Below are 18,243 nucleotides of genomic sequence, written 5' to 3'. Positions count from 1 at the left end.
GGCGCTTCTTTTTATCTAAGCCGTGAGCGGTGGTGCGGGGCAAACGAAATAAAGTTGCCGGGTCAATCTTAAAAGTCGGAATGTGTCGCCAATACCCGTAGGAGCCGGCTGGCTGGCGATCGCGATGTGTCAGGCAATGTCGATGTTGATTGATACGCCGCCATCGCCAGCGAGCCGGCTCCTACAAAGATCAGCGGCGAGTCAGTGGCTGTTGAGCGAATTTGACACCGGCCAGACCGTGGGCGATCAAAGCACGGATATTGCCGTGATCGCTGCCTTCCGGAGTTCCCTGTACCGAACGGTAATGCTCTCCAAACGCCAGCAAGGCTTCTTCATCGCTCAAGCCTTCGAGCAGTGCCAGTCCCAGCGTCTTGCACGAACCTTCGTTCTGCCCTGCAGCGTTTTCCACGCCACCGTTGGTGAACGCCTGGGGCTGATAGTCGTAACCGGCGGCTATGAACGCCAGGGTGTCGGCGAAAGCGTGTTCGCCACTTTTGAGGCTGGCGCGCAGGGTGTTCAAATCACTCATTAGGTTTTCCTTTGGCGAACGCCGCTTGTTGTTCGGCGCTGGCTTCTTGCTGGTATTGGGTTTTCCATTCGGCGTACGGCATGCCGTAAACCACTTCGCGGGCATCATCGAGGCTGACGTCGATCTGGCGTTCGTCAGCGGCAGCCTTGTACCACTTGGACAGGCAGTTGCGGCAGAAACCCGAGAGGTTCATCAGGTCGATGTTCTGCACATCCTTGCGGCTGTCCAGGTGCGCGACTAGCCGGCGGAAGGCGGCGGCTTCAAGTTCCAGGCGTTGTTGATCGGTCATGGGGGTCTCTGCGAGACAGCGGCAAGCGGCAAGCTCGAAGCTGCAAGATGATGGGCGATGAGTCCAAGTTTACAGCTTGTCGCTCGAAGCTTGTAGCTAGCGGCTCGCTGCAAGCGTAATCGACACCGACTCGGCAAACCGCAGGGCGTGAGGCTTGTCGACTTCGACCTCGGCGTACAGCACCGACTCATTGGCCATGACCAGATCGAGAATTTCCTGTGTCAGGCGCTCGAGCAGGGCAAAGCGATTGCCTTCCACGTGCGCGATGATCGCCTTGGTGATGGTCCGGTAATTCAGCGCGTGGTCGATGTCGTTGTCACGCACCGCTTCCTGAGCCGCGTACAGAATGGTCAGGTTGATCAACACATCCTGCTTGTTGAGGATTTCGTCCTCGTTGATGCCGATGAAGGTGCGCAGGCACAGGTCCTTGACCCGGATGCGTGCCATGCCTGGTTGAAGTTGTGGCATTACTTCTTGCTCCGTCCAATCAATTGCAGGAACTCCTGGCGCGTGTTGCTCGATGCGCGGAAGGCGCCGAGCATCACCGAGGTGTTCATGGTCGAATTCTGTTTCTCGACGCCGCGCATCATCATGCACATGTGCTGGGCTTCGATGACCACGGCAACCCCTGCCGCGCCGGTTACTTGTTGCACCGCGTCGGCGATTTGCCGGGTGAGGTTTTCCTGGATTTGCAGGCGCCGGGCGAACATGTCCACCAAACGCGCAATTTTCGACAAACCCAGTACCTTGCCCGTCGGAATATAAGCTACATGCGCCTTGCCGATGAAGGGCAGCAGGTGATGTTCGCAAAGCGAGTACAGCTCAATGTTGTCAACGATGACCATTTCATCGTTGTCAGAAGCGAACAAGGCGCCGTTGACGATTTCCTCGACACTTTGTTCGTAACCATGACACAGGTAACGCATGGCTTTGGCGGCGCGCAGCGGCGTGTCGCGCAGCCCCTCGCGGTCGGGGTTTTCACCCAGACCGATGAGGATCTCGCGATAGCTCTCGGACAGGGCGTTCTGAGGCAGGGATAACGTCATGGAAAATCCTCGCGAGACACTTATTTGATGTGCCTTCCGCCGTTAACGGTCAGGGTCGTGCCGGTGACATAAGGGTTATCAAGTAAATAACGCAGGCTCTGGTAGATCACGTCGCAGCCGGGTTCGATGCCCAGCGCGGATTTGGCCAGCGCCTTGGCACGGTAGGCCGCGTCATCGTCAGGGTTGAACAGTAGCAGGGCTGGCGCGATTCCGTTGACCTTGATGGCGGGCGCGTACTTCGCGGCGAAGGACAGGGTCAGGCTGTCGAGCCCGGCTTTGCTGGCGCAGTAGCCGATGTGCCTGCTGCTGCCCTTGCGGGTCACGTCATCGCTGATGTGCACGATGTCGGCGGGGCTTGAGCGTTCGAGCAAGTCGGCACAATGCAGGTTGATCAGGTAGGGCGCCAGCATGTGCACGCTGAACATGCGGGTAAACGCCTCGGCGTCGGTGTCCGGCGTTTCGGCCAGCCATTCGGAAGCGTTATGTACGATCGCCCGCAGGCTGTCGGTGTGGGTTTTCAGTTCGCTGATGAAGGCGAAGATTCCGGCCTCGGAAGAGAAGTCGGCGAACACCGCCGTTGCCCCTCGATCGCGCAGTGTTTGCACGCCGGGACGTTCGCTGCGGTAGCTGAATATCACGCGATGGCCGTCTTCGAGCAATCGCTGCGCACAATGCAGGCCGACACGCTGGCCGGCACCGGTGATGAGGATCGGGGCGGAGGAAGAGGTCATGAACGGCTCGCGTCGCGGTGAGATCAAAACTATACCAGCGACGAGCCGTGCGATGCCTCTGAAAAGATCGCAGCCTGCGGCAGCGCCTACAGTAAGGGGTACGTTCCCGCTTTATATAGGAGCTGGCGAAGCCTGCGATCTGTCAGCGGTTTTGGGGAGAGGGTTCAGCAGGCAATCGTCGTGCAGGAGTGCTGTTAAGCCAACTCGCCAGCAAACGGGTCGACAGCGGAATAAAGAAATAAACCATCAACGGCGTCAGGCACAGTGTGCTGACCAGCACGCGTGGCAGCAGTGACATTTCGCCAAGTAACGGCCCAAGCACGAAGTTGAACAGCAGCGAAACCGGGAAGAATGCCAGCCAGATCGCCACGGCCTGTTTCCAGCGTGGCGGTCGTTGGCCGGCAGCGCCGAACCAGCCTTCGATGCCACTGACCCGATGTTCCGTGGGATGGGCGAACAAGTCGCTGCCACGGGCCAGCCAGGCAGTGCGCGAGGCGGAATGTTCCCAGGCGTGCAGGGTCTGCTCGTCGGCGAAGCGGAAGATAATCTGGAATTCGTCATCGTCGGGCGGCGGAGCGAGCACGCCAGAGCCGAGATAACCGGGGAAGTCGGTGGCCAGCTGTTCGCCTTCGCGTAACCAGGCGATCAGGTCCTGGTAACGCCCATTGGCGACGCGGCGCGCAACCATCAGCGTGACGGGTGAGGTAGACATTATGTATCTCCGTATAACGATTGCGTCACTCCGGGTAGGAGTTTCGCCAGGCGCAGCGCCGGGGTAGTGGGCTGCGTCTTGGGACAAGCAAGGATTATTCCTGATTTGTCCCGGAGCGTCTGTGACATTTTCTCATGATTCAGGTATTGAATCTTTACGGAAATTTTACGGCGCGGGAGAGTTAGAATGAGGCTCGAACGACACAAGGACGTTTAACCAGATGCCCGTACTCACTGACATCGCTTCGGATTCCAGCCAGGGTGTCGCACTTGAGCAGGATGAGCTCTTTCCCATTCGCGAAGTGTCGCGTCTAACCGGCGTCAACCCGGTAACCCTTCGTGCATGGGAGCGCCGGTACGGGCTGATCGTGCCAGCACGCACCGAAAGTGGGCATCGTCTGTATTCGCCGAACGATATCGAGCGAGTTCGCAGCATCCTCAGCTGGCTCGAACGCGGTGTTGCCGTCAGTAAAATCGGCAAGATACTGGCCAAGGCCGAACCGCTGCAGGCGCTGTCGCACATTATCCCCGATGACCTGGTCCAAGCCGATTACGCGCAATGGCAACAGCAGGTCCGGTCTGCTGTTTTTGCGTTTAACGATGCACAGCTGGATCAGGTCTACGGCCAGGTTTTTTCCACTTACTCTCAGTCCGTGGTGTTCCAGGACATCCTTATCCCGCTCTGGAAGCAATTGCTGCAACGTCAGGATTCATTCGGCGTGACCAGTGAGTGGCTGTTCCTGGATAGTTTTCTGCGTTCACGGGTATTGCAACGCTTGCTGCTGATCCGTGACAAGCCGCAAAGGCGAGTCATCGTCAGCGCTTTGTCGGGGCAGTGCCGTGAACTTGAATTGCTGATTGCCGCGTTGTTCCTGAGCGATGGGCAAACGGGGGTGCGCGTGCTGACCGTCGACCAGCCGTTTGAGGAGTTGACTCTGGTTTGCGAGAGGATCAAGCCCCAGGCGCTGGTGTTGTTTTCCAATCATGTGCCGAGTCCAGAGCTACCACGGCGTTTGAATCGCCTGGCGACGAGCCTGGAGTGTCCGTTGTTGCTCGCTGGAGACGCGTCCGATCTGGCTCAGGAGAGTCTGGCGGGATCAGCAATCGGATGCCTGGGTAATGAGGGATTGCTGATGCGTCAGCGACTGCAACAGTTTCTGGCCGGTGGCCTGGATACTTGAGAGTCAGAGATGCAGGGCGGGATGGGTCAATCGGTGCTGCTGCAGGATGAATTGGCGCAAGCGCTCGGTCTCATCCGTGTCGCTCTGGCTCAACTGATAGGCGTAAAAGCCTTGCTCGGTTTCTTTCTCGAAAGTGCCACGCAGAGCGATTCGTTCATAGCCTGAGGGGCTGAACCACAAGGCAAAATGCTTGGGTGCCTTAGTTTTGTTGCGAACTTCGATCAAGGCACCTTTGAACGATATTTCGTGCACCCACATCGTGCCGGGTTGTCCCTGGGCATTTTCCAGCGCTACGGGCTCTTCGAGCACCAGTCGCCATGGCCGGACCAAAGGCCCGTCTTCATAAATACTCGGAACGCCAAGACGCAAATGCAGCGCATGAAACTCGTCTTCCACCAAATGCAGGGGGAAGGTCATCTGTTGATTTTCGAAGTTGGCTTGAATGGTGACCTGCTCATGCGCAGCAAGGCGCGTTAGCAAGTCACGGATTTGCGAACCACCGTTGACGAGCAGGCTCGACGTCGCGTCCCGCACATTGAGCTGCGGGTTGTGCTGCATGGTTTGGATGAAATCAAGTTCATCCTGGGTCAGGAGCGCGTCGCGATGCATATCAGGCTCGTAAGAAAAAGTTACAAACTGTTCGGTGATTGTAGTTAATGACACTTAATTCGCTGTTTTGTTTTTACCGTTCGTCGCTTTCAGTGCAGCAAGCTCAGCCTGGACCTCGGCCAATTGCGCTTCAAGCTGCGCCACACGCTGCAACGCCTTGACTTGAACCGTGACGTCTTTCTGTACACCCACAAAATAAACCTGGCCGTCATTCGGGTTTTTCACCGTTGAAAGAGACAGCTCGTTCCAGAACGGTGTGCCGTCCTTGCGGTAGTTACGGAGAATTTCCCGGCACGCCCCTTCACTGTTCAGCGCGTCGCGAATTTTCACGAGGGCTTCCTGATCGCGGTCGCCCGATTGAAGAAAGCGGCAATCCTGATAGAGGATTTCTTCGCTGGTATAACCGGTCAGGCGTTCGAATGCCGGGTTGACGTAAATCAGGATCTTGTCTTGATCGCCTTCCTTTTCAGCAATCACGATGCCGTCGTTCGAGGCGTTGATGGCCAGTTGCAGCAGTTTTGCATTGATCATCGGCGTAACCCTTCCTTGATGGTGGTCTGCTGGATTCTAAAAGAACAATAAAGACCGTGCTGTTAAGATCCGGGTCTTTTACTCAGCTTCAGGATCAAGATTGATGAAAGTCGCCATCATTTCCGGCTCGGTGTACGGCACGGCTGAAGAAGTCGCCCGTCACGCCGCAAACATGTTGAAAGCCGCCGGTTTCGAAACCTTCCACAACCCGCGTGCCAGCCTGGTCGATGTCCAGGCCTTTGGTCCTGACGCCTTCCTGGCGGTGACCTCGACTACTGGCATGGGCGAGCTGCCGGACAACCTGCAGCCGCTGTACTTCTCGATTCGTGACGTTTTGCCCGCTGCCTGGCGTGGCTTGCCCGGCGCTGTGATCGGCCTGGGTGATGCGAGTTATGGCGATACGTTTTGCGGCGGCGGTGAGCTGATGCGCGAGTTGTTCGGCGAACTGGGCATTCGCGAAGTCCTGCCGATGTTGCGTCTGGACGCCAGCGAAAGCGTTACGCCAGAAGCGGATGCCGAGCCCTGGCTGGCGGAATTGGTCGACGCATTGAAAGGTTGATCGGCTTCCCTCAAGGGGATCGCCATGGTTCTGTCGGAGCGTTTGAATGTGCGCTCTGTCACCCGTCTGGCGGCGGCCGTTTGACACGGATCCAAACTTGTTGACCCTCTGACTCGTTGGGCCATCAAGCTGGCTGCCAATGCAACTACGCGAACGCGGGGGGTGACTAGACTCGGTTGTTATTGGAAACACTCCATAATAAAAATCCGAGGTTCCTGGTCGTGAGCGTAGCCCCCATTCAATCTCCACAGAGTGTCAAAGACCTGGTCAGCGCTGCCGAGTGGCAGACCCGTGTCGACCTCGCCGCCTGTTACCGCCTGGTCGCCCAGCATGGCTGGGACGATCTGATTTTTACCCACATTTCAGCCAAGGTACCGGGCACCGAAGACTTCCTGATCAACCCGTTCGGGCTGATGTTTCACGAAATCACTGCATCGAGCCTGGTCAAAGTCGATCAGGCCGGTAACAAGCTGATGGACAGCCCTTATGAGATCAACCCGGCGGGGTACACCATCCACAGCGCGGTGCATGAGGTTCGACACGACGTCGTCTGCGTGTTGCACACCCACACGGCGTCCGGGGTGGCGGTGTCGGCGCAGAAACAAGGCATTTTGCCGATCAGCCAGCAGTCGTTGTTTGTCCTGCCCAGCCTGGCGTATCACGCCTATGAAGGCGTCGCGTTGAACCACGAAGAAAAGGCGCGTCTGCAAGCCGACCTCGGTGAAAACAATTTTCTGATGCTGCACAACCATGGCTTGCTGACTTGCGGCAGCACCATCGCCGACACGTTCCTGATGATGTTCACCTTCCAGCGCGCCTGCGACATTCAGGTCATGGCGCAGACCGGTGGTGCCGAGTTGATCGCCATCGAACCGCAGATTCTGGCGGGTGCCAAGGCGATGATCGCCGGTGTTACCAAAAGTGCTCAAGGCATGGGCGGAGCGCTGGCCTGGCCGGCGCTGCTGCGCAAACTCGATAAACAAGACCCGGGTTATAAACTCTGATGGCACTCGCCGAGATCCCTCTGTGCATCTGGCGCAAACGCAGCCAGACGTTCGACTTTCGTGGTCAGGCCATCCGTTTCTGGACGGCGGGGCAGGGTGAGCCGCTACTGCTCATTCATGGCTTTCCGAGCGCCAGTTGGGACTGGCATTACCTGTGGCAGCCGCTGGCCCAGCGCTATCGGGTAATTGCCTGCGACATGCTGGGATTCGGCGACTCGGCCAAACCGGTGAACCACGAATACAGCTTGCTGGAACAAGCCGATCTGCAGCAGGCGTTGCTGGATCACTTGAATGTCACACAGCCGGTACACCTGCTGGCCCACGACTACGGCGACAGCGTGGCCCAGGAACTGCTGGCCCGGCATTACGAATCCAGTGTTCAGGTCGCCAGTTGTGTATTCCTCAATGGTGGGTTGTTCCCTGAAACCCACCATCCAGTGCTGATCCAAAAGCTCCTGCTCAGCCCATTGGGCTGGATGATTGGCCGCGCTTTCAGTCGTGATGGCCTGGTGAAGAGTTTCAATCAGATCTTCGGCCCGAGAACCCTTCCCACCGAAAGCGAAATGGATGATTTCTGGAGCCTGATCGAAAGCAATCACGGGCCACGTATCATGCACAAGTTGATCACTTACATTCCCGAACGCCGCGTACAGCGCGAGCGTTGGGTCAACGCGATGCAGCGTGGTGAAGTGCCTTTGCGGGTGATCGATGGCGAGGTCGATCCGATCTCCGGTGCGCACATGGTTTTGCGCTATCGAGAGCTGATTCCCAACCCGGATACCGTGCTGCTGAACGGTATCGGTCATTACCCGCAGATCGAGGCGCCGTGTCAGGTGCTCAAGCATTACCTGGAATTTCGCGAGCAGCAGATTTCACCTTCGCTCAAGGTGGCTTGTTCCTGATTTCTGCTGAGCGCTGAAACACCCGTGGCGAGGGAGCTGGCTCCCGCTGGGCCGCGGAGCGGACGTTGTTTTATCCGGGATGGGCGACTGCTGCGCAGCCGAGCGGGAGCAAGCTCCCTCGCCACAACGTCGTCGCTGTGTTCAGGGCACTCATCATCCCCCAGCCTTATCGCGCACCATTCAGCCACCCCTCTGTTCATTGTGACCCGCGGCCCCGTGCCTGAAACTCCAAGGCAATGTCCCTGGCCTGCTGGAGTTCCCCATGAATGAGTCTGTGCGCTTCGAAGATAAAGTCGTGATCATCACCGGTGCAGGTGGCGGTCTGGGACGGGCGCATGCACTGTTGTTCGCCAAGCAGGGCGCCAAAGTATTGGTCAACGACCTCGGCGGCTCGGCCCAGGGCGAAGGTGCCAACGCCTCGGCAGCAGACCGCGTGGTCGCGGAAATTCGTGAAGCCGGCGGCACTGCCGTGGCCAACCACGACTCGGTCACCGACGGTGACAAACTCGTTCAACACGCCCTCGACGTCTTTGGCCGTGTCGATGTGGTGGTCAACAACGCCGGTATCCTGCGCGACAAAACCTTCCACAAAATGGAGGACGGCGACTGGGACCTGGTTTACCGCGTCCACGTCGAAGGCGCCTACAAAGTCACCCGCGCCGCCTGGCCGCACATGCGCGAGCAAAACTACGGCCGGGTGATCTTCACCGCGTCCACTTCAGGCATCTACGGCAACTTCGGCCAGTCCAACTACGGCATGGCCAAACTCGGCCTCTACGGCCTGACCCGCACCCTGGCCATCGAAGGCCGCAAGAACAACATCCTGGTCAACGCCATCGCCCCCACCGGCGGCACCCGCATGACCGAAGGCCTGATCCCGCCACAAGTGTTCGAACAACTCAAACCGGAACTGGTCAGTCCGCTGGTGGTGTACCTGGCCAGCGAAAACTGTCAGGAAACCTCCGGGCTGTTCGAAGTCGGCGGCGGCTGGATGGGCAAAGTGCGCTGGGAACGCAGCCTCGGCGCCGGGTTCGACCCACGGATCGGTTTCTCCCCGGAAGACGTGGCGGCGCACTGGCAGCAAATTTGTGATTTCGAAGGAGCGGCGCATCCGAAGGACAATATTGAAGCGCTGAAGGAAATGATGGGGAATTTGCAGAAGTATTCGTTGTAAGAAAGTCTTCGACACCCCAAGCCGGTGGGTAGGGCTTGGGGTGTTATTTTTTACTCGACGTAGCGTTTTTCTGCGACGAACCGAGGTGCTTTCCAGTTAGGGCCTTTCACTGCTACTGGGCCTTCACCGTGCGCAAGTACTCCTTCTTGGAAAAGTTGGGCATAGACTCGCAGAAGCTCTCCATTTGCAATGACTTCAAAGCGGTACTGACTGAACATTCTGTCCAGTGATGGGTATCCGAGACCTACGCCGAACGCTGTCACGATATCCGCAACGGGTTCGTTTTTTACGATTTGCTCAATAGTGTTCACTGGAAGCCTCCTTTAAGAAGATTTTCGTAGATTCTTTCAATTTGTTTATTTCCAGCTTCGAGTGCGTCTGCGGAGTACAGCAAAGACTCACTGGCCCCAAGCTTGAAGTCTTCCAGTGTGGCGGTATGAGCGTTGTTCCATTCCTGCGAACCTTCTTCTGGCATAAAAACATCACTCAGTCCCATGAGTCTGAATCTTTCCAGTTCCCGGATTTCATGAGTGTAATAACGTCGATCCGTATCAGTTAGGGCCAATTCACCTTTCAGTATATTTTCAAGGCGCTTGATCATAATGTCGTTGGCGTCAGACTGATCGAGTCGAGCAGTATGCAGCCTTACTAGGTCGACTCCTTCCCGAGTGACTGTTGCTGTGCGCCAGTCCAGCTCAAGTATCGGCCCACCTGATCGTTCTGGATTGAATTTGCGCCCACTGAATTTCCCTATTGTAGTGGCCCCATCATAAGGAGTGCTTAACACCACATATTGAGGCGGAATACCCGACTCAATAGGGAACACATAAATGAATCCACCAAAGCTGTACACATCCAGTGCTGGGGATGTATCTATCCGTCCTTCGAGGGCTGTGAGGATCGCGCCGTCGTAGCTGACGACATTTTGCTCGTGTACCGGTAGGGCCGTTGATGAATTTCCAAGCCTTACAATGGGCGTCCACGTCATGCCTATTCCCGGCGTGCCGGGATGATGGGCGCTGTAGTGATTTAGAAGAGGATCGTAGGTGGCAATACGCACTGGAACTTTTCCAGGCACCGCAGCGTTATTTGCAGTGGCAACAACGAACTCTGTAGTGCTTTCCGTAGTTTTTGAACCCAGCACTACCGGGAGTTCGATTTCCCCATTGGCCTCAGCGATGGCATGCAGTTCATCTGCGTCGTATGTTGTGAAACCCGAGAGCGGTACGCTGAGCGTGTACGGTTCTTTGTTTCGCTGGAGCGCGTAGTAAACCAGCGTTGCGACTCCAACAACTATTACGGCTCCTGATGCTGTACCGACGGCTGCTGCCAAAGCTGTGATTGCAGTGGCGGTTGCCGAACGCAACGCAGTCTTGATCGCGAGGGAGGTAGCTGCATCGAATGCCAGAGTTCCCGCTGCAACGGTGAACACCGGACCGCTTGCCGCCGCCGCTCCCGATACGGAAAACGGGCGAGCGCCTTGAGCGGCCTCCATCGCTTTGCGAAGAGCTTCGCCTTCCTCCGCTTGTCGTTGATTTTCGAGGCGCAATTGCTCGGCTTGACGCTGTACTTCGGCCTCGGCTTCAAGACGAGCCTGCTCCGCTGCCATTCGTGCGTGTTCAGCGGCAGCCCTTTGTTCTTGTGCTTGCGCAGCGGAGAAAAGCTGTTGTACGTGTACTTGTTGATTATTTAGAAGCTGAATTTGCGCGGTCAGTAGTTGTGCAGAGTAGGCAGCTTTATAGGAGGTAACCCATGTTGAATAAGCAGGCCCTCGTGGGGTGACAGTTTTATCGAGAGCTTGAGCTCTGGCCAGGTAATCACCAATCGTTGCATTGAGTGGACTATGCCCATAGAAAGTATTGGCGAGAAGTGTTTGGGCGTGCAGTTCAGCGGTTTTATGCTGAATTACCAGGTTTCTAATATTTAGTTCGTGTTGATAAGCCTGTGACGGTGTAGAAGCTGGCACAGAAAATTGCGCCCGCATATTAGCGATATCGACCTCGGTTAAGTTTGGAAGCTCTTGAGATTTTGCAGCGTACTCATTTTTTATAAGTGCCTCGGCCGCCTTGATGTTGTCTCTGGTTTGGCGTCTGAGCCCTTCGTTGTTTGTAATGCCCGAACCCATTCCGCCTGCTCGCGTCGGCGGTACGCTAAATCCACCACCTTTTGGATTCTTTCCCGGAGTCGGTTGTTTTCCAATATAGGTCGTATCTAATTCAATGTATCCTTTTTCTCCGCGAATATCCGTCGCCGGTAAGTGGTGCGGGGGACCTTGTTTTTCTGACATTGTGATCTTCCATGAACGTAGTTAATCGGTTGTGCCGAAATAAGATTACGTTAAGAAGTTCTCAGTTGTGTCCGAGAAAGGTGTAAGTGTTTTCCGGTCGATATGTAAGCTGGTTGTGTTTTCGTATGTAGAAAGGTTGTTGATTATTAACTGTAGGAATTTTCCCGCTATTGAGAAAAACCTGCAATAAACGACGACTCTAAAAAAAGGAAAAATCCGCCCATAAAAAAGGCCGCTGCAAACGCAGCGGCCAAGTAGACGTTGGATCCAGGAGCTACAAATCAACGTCGGTGTACACGGGGCGATGAGTCGAAGCCTTCAATCTCATCTGAAATCTGTCGCGAGCGGCTCGGAGAATCACGGGCCGTTGCTTCGTGCTTTCAAGCTGTTTTCTGTGAAAGCCAGGTAAGGATAAGTGGTTGCTGGCCAAGGAAAAACATTCATTCGCGACATGCAGTGTTACAGCCTGCGCAACAGTTCCCGAATTCAAACACGCGCAACATGCGCATCGCTGATGGCGCCCAATCCAGCCCATGCATGCCTCGCGCAAACCCTCGTTCCATACGCCCAGTAATTCTAAAGAGGTACACCACGAATACCTCCTTGGTGCGCTTATCACCCCCGGTAGGCGGCAGTAGGGTGAGGCCTTCTGTCACTCACCGGGGAAGACGCATGACAAAAACAACAATGCGCGCCATCTTCACACCGCAGGCGCTGGCCGCTGCGGTTGCCTTGGGTTGCTGTGCCCAGGCGCAGGCTGTTTCATTCAACATTGGCGAGATCGAGGGGACGTTCGATTCATCGCTTTCAGTGGGCGCAAGTTGGGGCATGCGCGATGCCGATGACGCACTGGTAGGCACCGTCAACGGCGGTAGCGGGCAGGCGTCGACCGGTGATGACGGGCGCCTGAATTTCAAGAAAGGCGAAACCTTCTCCAAGATCTTCAAAGGCATTCACGATCTCGAACTGAAGTACGGCGACACCGGTGTGTTTGTCCGTGGCAAATATTGGTACGACTTCGAATTGAAGGACGAAGACCGGCCGTTCAAGCCGATCAGCGATCACAATCGCAAAGAGGGCTCTAAATCGTCCGGTGGGCAAATCCTCGATGCGTTCCTCTATCACAATTACTCCATCGCCGATCTGCCAGGCACCGCTCGCGTCGGTAAACAGGTCGTGAGCTGGGGTGAAAGTACCTTTATCGGTAACTCGATCAACAGCATCAACCCGGTCGACGTTTCCGCGTTCCGCCGTCCCGGTGCCGAGATCAAGGAAGGCCTGATTCCGGTGAACATGTTGTTCGCCTCCCAAGGGTTGACCGACAAGTTGACCGTGGAAGGCTTCTATCAGTTGGAGTGGGATCAGACCGTCGTCGACAACTGCGGTACCTTCTTCGGTGTCGACGTGGTGGCGGACGGTTGCAACAAGGGTTACACCGTCGCCAGTCCAGCCATTGCACCGTTGCAACCGATTGCCGCTGCGTTCGGCCAGGGTTTTGAGGTCACTAGTGAAGGCGTGGTCGTTCCCCGTGGCAGCGACCGCGATGCCCGCGATTCGGGCCAGTGGGGGACGGCGCTGCGTTGGCTGGGTGACGATACCGAGTACGGCTTGTATTTCATGAATTACCACAGCCGCACACCGACGGTCGGCACGACTACTGCCGGGCTCAGTACGCTGGCGAGCATTCCGGGAATCGTCGCCACGGCCAACCGCATTGCACCGGGTAGTGGTTCCGGTCTGGCGCAAAGTGTGATGCTCGGGCGTGGTCAGTATTACCTCGAATACCCGGAAGACATTCGCCTCTACGGCGCCAGTTTCTCCACCACGCTGCCCACCGGCACCGCGTGGACCGGCGAGATCAGCTACCGCCCCAACGCACCGGTGCAGGTCAACACCAACGACCTGACGCTGGCGATGCTCAACCCGATAGCCGGTGGCGCGGCATCGCCTATTGCGACGTCGCCCGGCGCAGACAACAAAGGCTATCGGCGCAAGGAAGTGACGCAGATCCAGAGCACCCTGACGCACTTCATCGATCAGGTTGCGGGCGCCGATCGCCTGACACTGGTGGGCGAAGCGGCGGTGGTTCGCGTCGGTGGCCTGGAGTCTCGCAGCAAGCTGCGTTACGGCCGCGACTCGGTGTATGGCCAGTATGGTTTCGGTGGCGATACCGACGGTTTCGTGACCTCGACTTCATGGGGTTATCGCGCGCGCGCGATCCTCGATTACAACAACGTCATTGCCGGGATCAACTTCCGGCCCAATCTGTCGTGGTCCCACGACGTCTCCGGTTACGGCCCTAACGGGCTGTTTAACGAAGGCGCGAAGGCCGTCAGCGTCGGCGTCGATGCGGACTATCGCAACACTTACACCGCCAGTCTCAGTTACACCGATTTCTTCGGCGGTGACTACAACGTGCTCGAAGACCGCGACTTCGTGGCGCTGAGCTTTGGCGTGAACTTCTGATCTGGCTGAAAAGGATGAATTCAATGCGCAAGATGATTCTGCAATTTGGCACCGCCCTGGCCCTGAGTCTGCTCGCTGTGAACGTGATGGCAGCGGTTTCGGCGGAAGAGGCGAATAAGCTCGGCACTAGCCTCACGCCGTTGGGCGGTGAGAAGGCCGGCAACGCCGATGGCTCTATTCCGCCGTGGACCGGCGGCATTCCAAAAAACGCCGGTGCGGTGGACAGCAAGGGCTTTCTGGCCGATCCGTTCGCCAATGAAAAGCCGCTGTTCATCATCACGGCGGCGACGGTCGACAAGTACAAGGACAAGCTCTCCGACGGACAGCTGGCGATGTTCAAGCGCTACCCGGAGACCTACAAGATCCCGGTCTATCCAACCCACCGCACCGCGGCCCTGCCGGCGGAAATCTATGAGTCGGCCAAGCGCAGTGCGCTGAACGTGACACCCATCAACGACGGTAACGGTCTGGCCAACTTCACCGGGAACCGCTACTACGCGTTCCCGATTCCGAAGAATGGAGTCGAGGTGATCTGGAACCACATCACTCGTTACCACGGCGGCAATCTGCGGCGCACCATCACCCAGGCAACCCCTCAATCCAATGGCGATTTCACCGTCATCCGCTTCAAGGACGAAGTGGCCGTGCCGTCGCTGCTGGGGGATTTGAAACCGGGGAGCGATGACAACGTGCTCAGCTATTTCAAACAGGAAGTGACGGCGCCGGCGCGGCTGGCGGGTAACGTGTTGCTGGTGCACGAAACCCTGGATCAGGTCCAGGAACCGCGCAAGGCCTGGATCTACAACGCCGGCCAGCGCCGTGTGCGGCGTGCACCGCAAGTGGCCTATGACGGCGTCGGCACCTCGTCTGACGGGCTGCGTACCACCGATAACTTCGACATGTTTTCCGGTGCGCCGGATCGCTACGACTGGAAGTTGATCGGCAAGAAGGAAATGTACATCCCGTACAACAGCTACAAACTCGATTCGCCTGACCTCAAGTACACCGATGTGATCAAGGCCGGGCACATCAATCAGGACCTGACCCGCTATGAGTTGCACCGGGTCTGGGAGGTGGTCGCCACGGTCAAGCCCAACGAGCGGCACGTGTACGCCAAGCGCCACATGTACATCGACGAAGACACCTGGCAGGTGGCACTGGCCGATCACTATGACGGTCGCGGCCAACTCTGGCGTGTGGCTGAAGGGCACGCGCAGTTCTACTACGATCACCAGGTCCCGGCCTATACCGTCGAGGCACTGTATGACCTGATTGCCGGTCGTTATATTGCTCTGGGGATGAAGAACGAAGAGAAGCGCAGCTTCGAATTCAACATCGCGGCAAAAGCCGGGGACTACACGCCTGCAGCCCTGCGGAGTACGGGCGTTAGGTAATCGTCCTACAGGCTCCTACACAAAAAGGTGACTTTATGGTCACCTTTTTTATGGCTACAAATCAGCCTGCTGAATACTTCTTCAATAAGCGCTCAAGAGAGGAATAGGGTGGCGCCACAACTATAAAAAGGCGCATCACTATGACTGCCATGACGCCGAGTCTGGACCGTCCTGGACTCCTGCCTCGCTTGTCGCCGCATCACCTGTCCCGCGAGCGCTTGATCGAGCCGTTGCTGGTTTCGCCAGCGCGGGTGAAGCTGCTTTGTGCACCGGCCGGCAGCGGCAAAAGTGCGCTGCTCACCGAGTGCCTGTTGCGTGCGCCGACGCAGGGTCGGGCGTACTGGCTACCCTTGGTGGGTGAATCGTTGAGTGTGGCCGAACTTCAGCGGCGATTGGCGCAAACGCTGGGGTTGTCATCGTCGGATGAACAAACGCTACTGGAATCACTGGCACGGTTGCAGACGCCGACCTGGCTGTTCCTCGATGATTACTGCCGCGTGCCCAATCCCGAACTCGATCGTTTGCTGGACCGATTACTGGCTATCAGAAACCCGTTGTTGAATTGGTGGCTAAGTACGCGTCGACGTCCGCAATGCAACTGGCCCCGTTTATTGCTCGACGATGAGTTGTACGAATGCGAAGGGCGTGCGCTGGCGTTTAATGAGCACGACATCGAACAGTTGCTCCTCCATGTCGAGCCGTCGCAGGCCGCGAGTACGGCCCGGCGGATCATTCAGCGCAGCGGTGGCTGGTGCGCCGGCGTGCGCATTGCCTTGCTCGACGGATGCCAGTGGGCGGCCGGGGAGAACCAGCAGGGGCGCTCGGCAACGCTGCTCGATTATTTGCAGCATGAACTGTTCAACACATTGACGCCGGAACTGGTTGAAGCCTGGCAGGTTCTGGCCCATCTACCGCGATTCAATGCCAGCCTGTGCGAGCATCTTTTCGGCGCCGGTGAAGGTGCGCAGTACTTGCACGCCTTGCAGGATATGGGCTGTTTCATCGAGCCCTGGGAAGACTCCGCCGAATGGTTGCGCATCTTCGTGCCACTGGGCCGGGCCATGCGTGACGAACAAGGTTCGGCAGGTCGTTCCTGGCATCGGCGTGCGTGCCAATGGTTCACCGCCGAAGAGGACTGGCAGGGTGCATTCGAGCAGGCATTGTTGGCCGAAGAGTTCGAGGTCGCGGTCAGTCTTTTACAGCACTTCAGCTTTGAGCACTTGTTCCTCAGAGAGAATGTGCGCTTGTTATTGAATCTGCATGAGCGCCAGGGTGAAGAATTGACCCTCGGAACGCCGCAATTGGTAGGGTTGATCACCGCAGCTCTGCTGTTTGCAGGGCGTTTCGATCAGGCCGCTTTGTGCATTGAGCAAATGGTCCGGTTTACCCCGCAGCCGACGGCAATCCTGCAGCGGCAACTGTTGGCTCGCTGGCAGGCGCAGCAAGGTTGGCTGCTGCACCTGCAGGGGCGCATGGAAGCGGCACGGGCGCACTTTGTCGAGGCGCTGGCCGAACTGGGGGCCGATGCGTGGGCGGCGCGATTGTTGTGCCTGTCCGGCCTGACGCAACAAGCCCTGCTCAGCGCCGACCTCGACGCCGCGCAGGCCTTCAACCGAGAGGCGCTGTGCCTGGCACGTGCGCAAGGTTCGCTGTTGTTTGAAGGACTGCTCGAACTTGACCATGCGCAGTTGCTGGAGCAACGCGGTGCTCCGCGGCGCGCCGAAAGCCTGCTGGCCGATATCCATGAGTTGTTGAATCGACAGGCGGATCGCCCGACGCCGCTGCTGGGGCGAATTGCCTTGCGGCGCGGGCGCCTGGCGCTCTGGCAGGGACAGGATGAAGTGGCCGGTGAATTCTTTCAGAGCGGCTTGCGCGATTGCCTGCACAGTCAGGACAAACGTGCGCTGTATGGTTTTCTCGGACAGGCGCAGCTGGCGGCCAATCAGCACGATTACGCGATCGCGTTTGACCGACTGCGCGACGCCGAGCGGTTGATGCAGCAGCGGCAAATTCCCGACACGGTTTATCGCGGTGTGCTGCTGCAAGTCAGCAGTCACTTCTGGTTGCAACAAGGTCGGCCGCAACTGGCCTGCGAAGCGTTGACTCGCGTACTGCGTCATTACCGCGGGCCGAGTGCTCGTCAAGCACCCCCGGCAACGCTGGAGCTGATCGCGCGTATCGAATACCAGTTGGTGCTCGCCGAGACTCATCTGCATCTGGCGAAACAACCGCTGGAACGGCTCAAGGCCTTGCTCGATCACGCGCAACAGCACGCGATGCTGGCGTTGGAAGCGGAGCTTCAGCTGGTGATTTGCGAAGTGGCAGACCTGACCGGCGAGCCGGCATTGGCGAAGTCGGCCTTGCAGGCGGGGTTGGCATTGGTGAGGCGTTGCCATTTGCAACAGGCCTTGCGCGAACTGCGCCTGCGCCAGCCGACATTGCTCAGCCGTTTGGGCGAAGACGAGCACCTGACGCCGTCGACCCTGGAGGTTAACCCATTGAGTGCACGAGAATTGGAGGTACTCAGCCTGATCGCACAAGGCAACTCGAATCAACAAATTGCCGAGCAGCTGTTTATTTCATTACATACGGTTAAAACCCACGCCCGGCGTATTCATAGCAAGTTGGGTGTTGAGCGTCGTACGCAAGCCGTGGCCAAAGCTAAAGCAATGGGCGTGGTCAATTAAGTTGTAAAGTTATAGGGTTGCTTTACGAATGCACACAACTTGGTTGTGTTTTTTTTAATTGTTCGCTGTAAGTTTAGTTTGGCTTGCAGTGCTGCACAATGAAGTAAGTGGTTTCTCTGTGGGTGCATCATCTCAATGAGTGG

At 57.3% G+C, this 18,243-nt stretch carries 18 protein-coding genes; 8 read left to right on the top strand and 10 right to left on the bottom strand.

The window, feature by feature from the left end; genetic code table 11:
- Positions 1 to 190: 190 nt before the first annotated feature.
- The 6 genes from ABVN21_RS19315 to ABVN21_RS19290 all read right to left on the bottom strand — a co-directional run bounded on the left by ABVN21_RS19315 (position 191) and on the right by ABVN21_RS19290 (position 3,307).
- Positions 191 to 529: a HopJ type III effector protein gene (locus ABVN21_RS19315; protein ID WP_339553349.1), complete on the bottom strand. Its 339-nt coding sequence runs from the start codon at positions 527 to 529 to the stop codon at positions 191 to 193.
- Positions 522 to 818: a DUF1244 domain-containing protein gene (locus ABVN21_RS19310; RefSeq protein ID WP_339553350.1), complete on the bottom strand. Its 297-nt coding sequence runs from the start codon at positions 816 to 818 to the stop codon at positions 522 to 524. The genes ABVN21_RS19315 and ABVN21_RS19310 overlap by 8 nt, the downstream gene beginning before the upstream one ends.
- Before the next feature lie 96 nt (positions 819 to 914).
- A complete protein-coding gene (gene folX, locus ABVN21_RS19305; protein WP_008026970.1) occupies positions 915 to 1,286 on the bottom strand; it encodes a dihydroneopterin triphosphate 2'-epimerase in 372 nt (123 codons plus the stop codon).
- A complete protein-coding gene (gene folE, locus ABVN21_RS19300) occupies positions 1,286 to 1,864 on the bottom strand; it encodes a GTP cyclohydrolase I FolE (protein ID WP_339553351.1) in 579 nt (192 codons plus the stop codon). The genes folX and folE overlap by 1 nt, the downstream gene beginning before the upstream one ends.
- 20 nt (positions 1,865 to 1,884) lie before the next feature.
- Positions 1,885 to 2,595: a dihydromonapterin reductase gene (gene folM / locus ABVN21_RS19295; protein ID WP_339553352.1), complete on the bottom strand. Its 711-nt coding sequence runs from the start codon at positions 2,593 to 2,595 to the stop codon at positions 1,885 to 1,887.
- Between the two features lie 142 nt (positions 2,596 to 2,737).
- Entirely contained in the window at positions 2,738 to 3,307 is a 570-nt protein-coding gene (locus ABVN21_RS19290; RefSeq protein WP_339553353.1) for an antibiotic biosynthesis monooxygenase, read from the bottom strand.
- A gap of 220 nt (positions 3,308 to 3,527) precedes the next feature.
- Here ABVN21_RS19290 and ABVN21_RS19285 point away from each other — a divergent pair, with 220 nt between their 5' ends.
- Complete coding sequence (locus ABVN21_RS19285) at positions 3,528 to 4,487, top strand: MerR family transcriptional regulator (protein ID WP_339553354.1); 960 nt, start codon at positions 3,528 to 3,530, stop codon at positions 4,485 to 4,487.
- 3 nt (positions 4,488 to 4,490) lie between these two features.
- Here the strand turns inward: ABVN21_RS19285 and ABVN21_RS19280 are convergent, their stop codons facing one another.
- Together ABVN21_RS19280 and ABVN21_RS19275 are read right to left on the bottom strand one after the other, a co-directional pair.
- Positions 4,491 to 5,096, bottom strand: a complete 606-nt coding sequence (locus ABVN21_RS19280) for a hypothetical protein (RefSeq protein ID WP_339553355.1) — start codon at positions 5,094 to 5,096, stop codon at positions 4,491 to 4,493.
- Between the two features lie 54 nt (positions 5,097 to 5,150).
- Entirely contained in the window at positions 5,151 to 5,627 is a 477-nt protein-coding gene (locus ABVN21_RS19275; RefSeq protein WP_339553356.1) for a PAS domain-containing protein, read from the bottom strand.
- A 103-nt stretch (positions 5,628 to 5,730) separates the two neighbouring features.
- On the opposite strand from ABVN21_RS19275, the gene ABVN21_RS19270 reads away from it, so the two are divergent.
- The 4 genes from ABVN21_RS19270 (at position 5,731) to ABVN21_RS19255 (ending at position 9,266) form a co-directional block, all read left to right on the top strand.
- On the top strand, positions 5,731 to 6,186 hold the full coding sequence (locus ABVN21_RS19270) for a flavodoxin (RefSeq protein ID WP_339553357.1): 456 nt from the start codon (positions 5,731 to 5,733) through the stop codon (positions 6,184 to 6,186).
- Between the two features lie 221 nt (positions 6,187 to 6,407).
- Entirely contained in the window at positions 6,408 to 7,190 is a 783-nt protein-coding gene (locus tag ABVN21_RS19265) for a class II aldolase/adducin family protein (RefSeq protein WP_339553358.1), read from the top strand.
- On the top strand, positions 7,190 to 8,092 hold the full coding sequence (locus ABVN21_RS19260; RefSeq protein ID WP_339553359.1) for an alpha/beta hydrolase: 903 nt from the start codon (positions 7,190 to 7,192) through the stop codon (positions 8,090 to 8,092). Before ABVN21_RS19265 ends, ABVN21_RS19260 begins: the two co-directional genes overlap by 1 nt.
- 262 nt (positions 8,093 to 8,354) lie before the next feature.
- Positions 8,355 to 9,266 (top strand): SDR family oxidoreductase, encoded by a 912-nt coding sequence (locus ABVN21_RS19255; RefSeq protein WP_339553360.1) that lies wholly within the window; start codon positions 8,355 to 8,357, stop codon positions 9,264 to 9,266.
- 50 nt (positions 9,267 to 9,316) lie between these two features.
- On the opposite strand, the gene ABVN21_RS19250 is transcribed toward ABVN21_RS19255, so the two are convergent.
- Together ABVN21_RS19250 and ABVN21_RS19245 are read right to left on the bottom strand one after the other, a co-directional pair.
- Positions 9,317 to 9,577, bottom strand: coding sequence for an immunity protein (locus tag ABVN21_RS19250; protein WP_339553361.1), 261 nt, complete (start codon positions 9,575 to 9,577; stop codon positions 9,317 to 9,319).
- Positions 9,574 to 11,553 (bottom strand): S-type pyocin domain-containing protein, encoded by a 1,980-nt coding sequence (locus ABVN21_RS19245; protein WP_339553362.1) that lies wholly within the window; start codon positions 11,551 to 11,553, stop codon positions 9,574 to 9,576. The genes ABVN21_RS19250 and ABVN21_RS19245 overlap by 4 nt, the downstream gene beginning before the upstream one ends.
- A gap of 672 nt (positions 11,554 to 12,225) precedes the next feature.
- Between ABVN21_RS19245 and ABVN21_RS19240 the strand changes: the two genes are divergently transcribed.
- From ABVN21_RS19240 to ABVN21_RS19230, 3 genes are all read left to right on the top strand, one after another.
- The gene (locus tag ABVN21_RS19240) at positions 12,226 to 14,019 is read left to right on the top strand and encodes a DUF1302 domain-containing protein (RefSeq protein ID WP_339553363.1); all 1,794 of its coding nucleotides are present in this window, start codon (positions 12,226 to 12,228) and stop codon (positions 14,017 to 14,019) included.
- 23 nt (positions 14,020 to 14,042) lie between these two features.
- Positions 14,043 to 15,413 carry a DUF1329 domain-containing protein gene (locus ABVN21_RS19235; RefSeq protein WP_339553364.1) on the top strand — a complete coding sequence of 457 codons (1,371 nt, stop codon included), beginning with the start codon at positions 14,043 to 14,045 and terminating at the stop codon, positions 15,411 to 15,413.
- 140 nt (positions 15,414 to 15,553) lie between these two features.
- The gene (locus ABVN21_RS19230; protein WP_339553365.1) at positions 15,554 to 18,100 is read left to right on the top strand and encodes a LuxR C-terminal-related transcriptional regulator; all 2,547 of its coding nucleotides are present in this window, start codon (positions 15,554 to 15,556) and stop codon (positions 18,098 to 18,100) included.
- Positions 18,101 to 18,243: the final 143 nt, after the last annotated feature.

The sequence above is a fragment of the Pseudomonas sp. MYb327 genome (genome assembly GCF_040438925.1).
Taxonomy (GTDB): Bacteria; Pseudomonadota; Gammaproteobacteria; order Pseudomonadales; family Pseudomonadaceae; genus Aquipseudomonas.
This window is presented reverse-complemented; position numbering and strand designations above follow the sequence as displayed.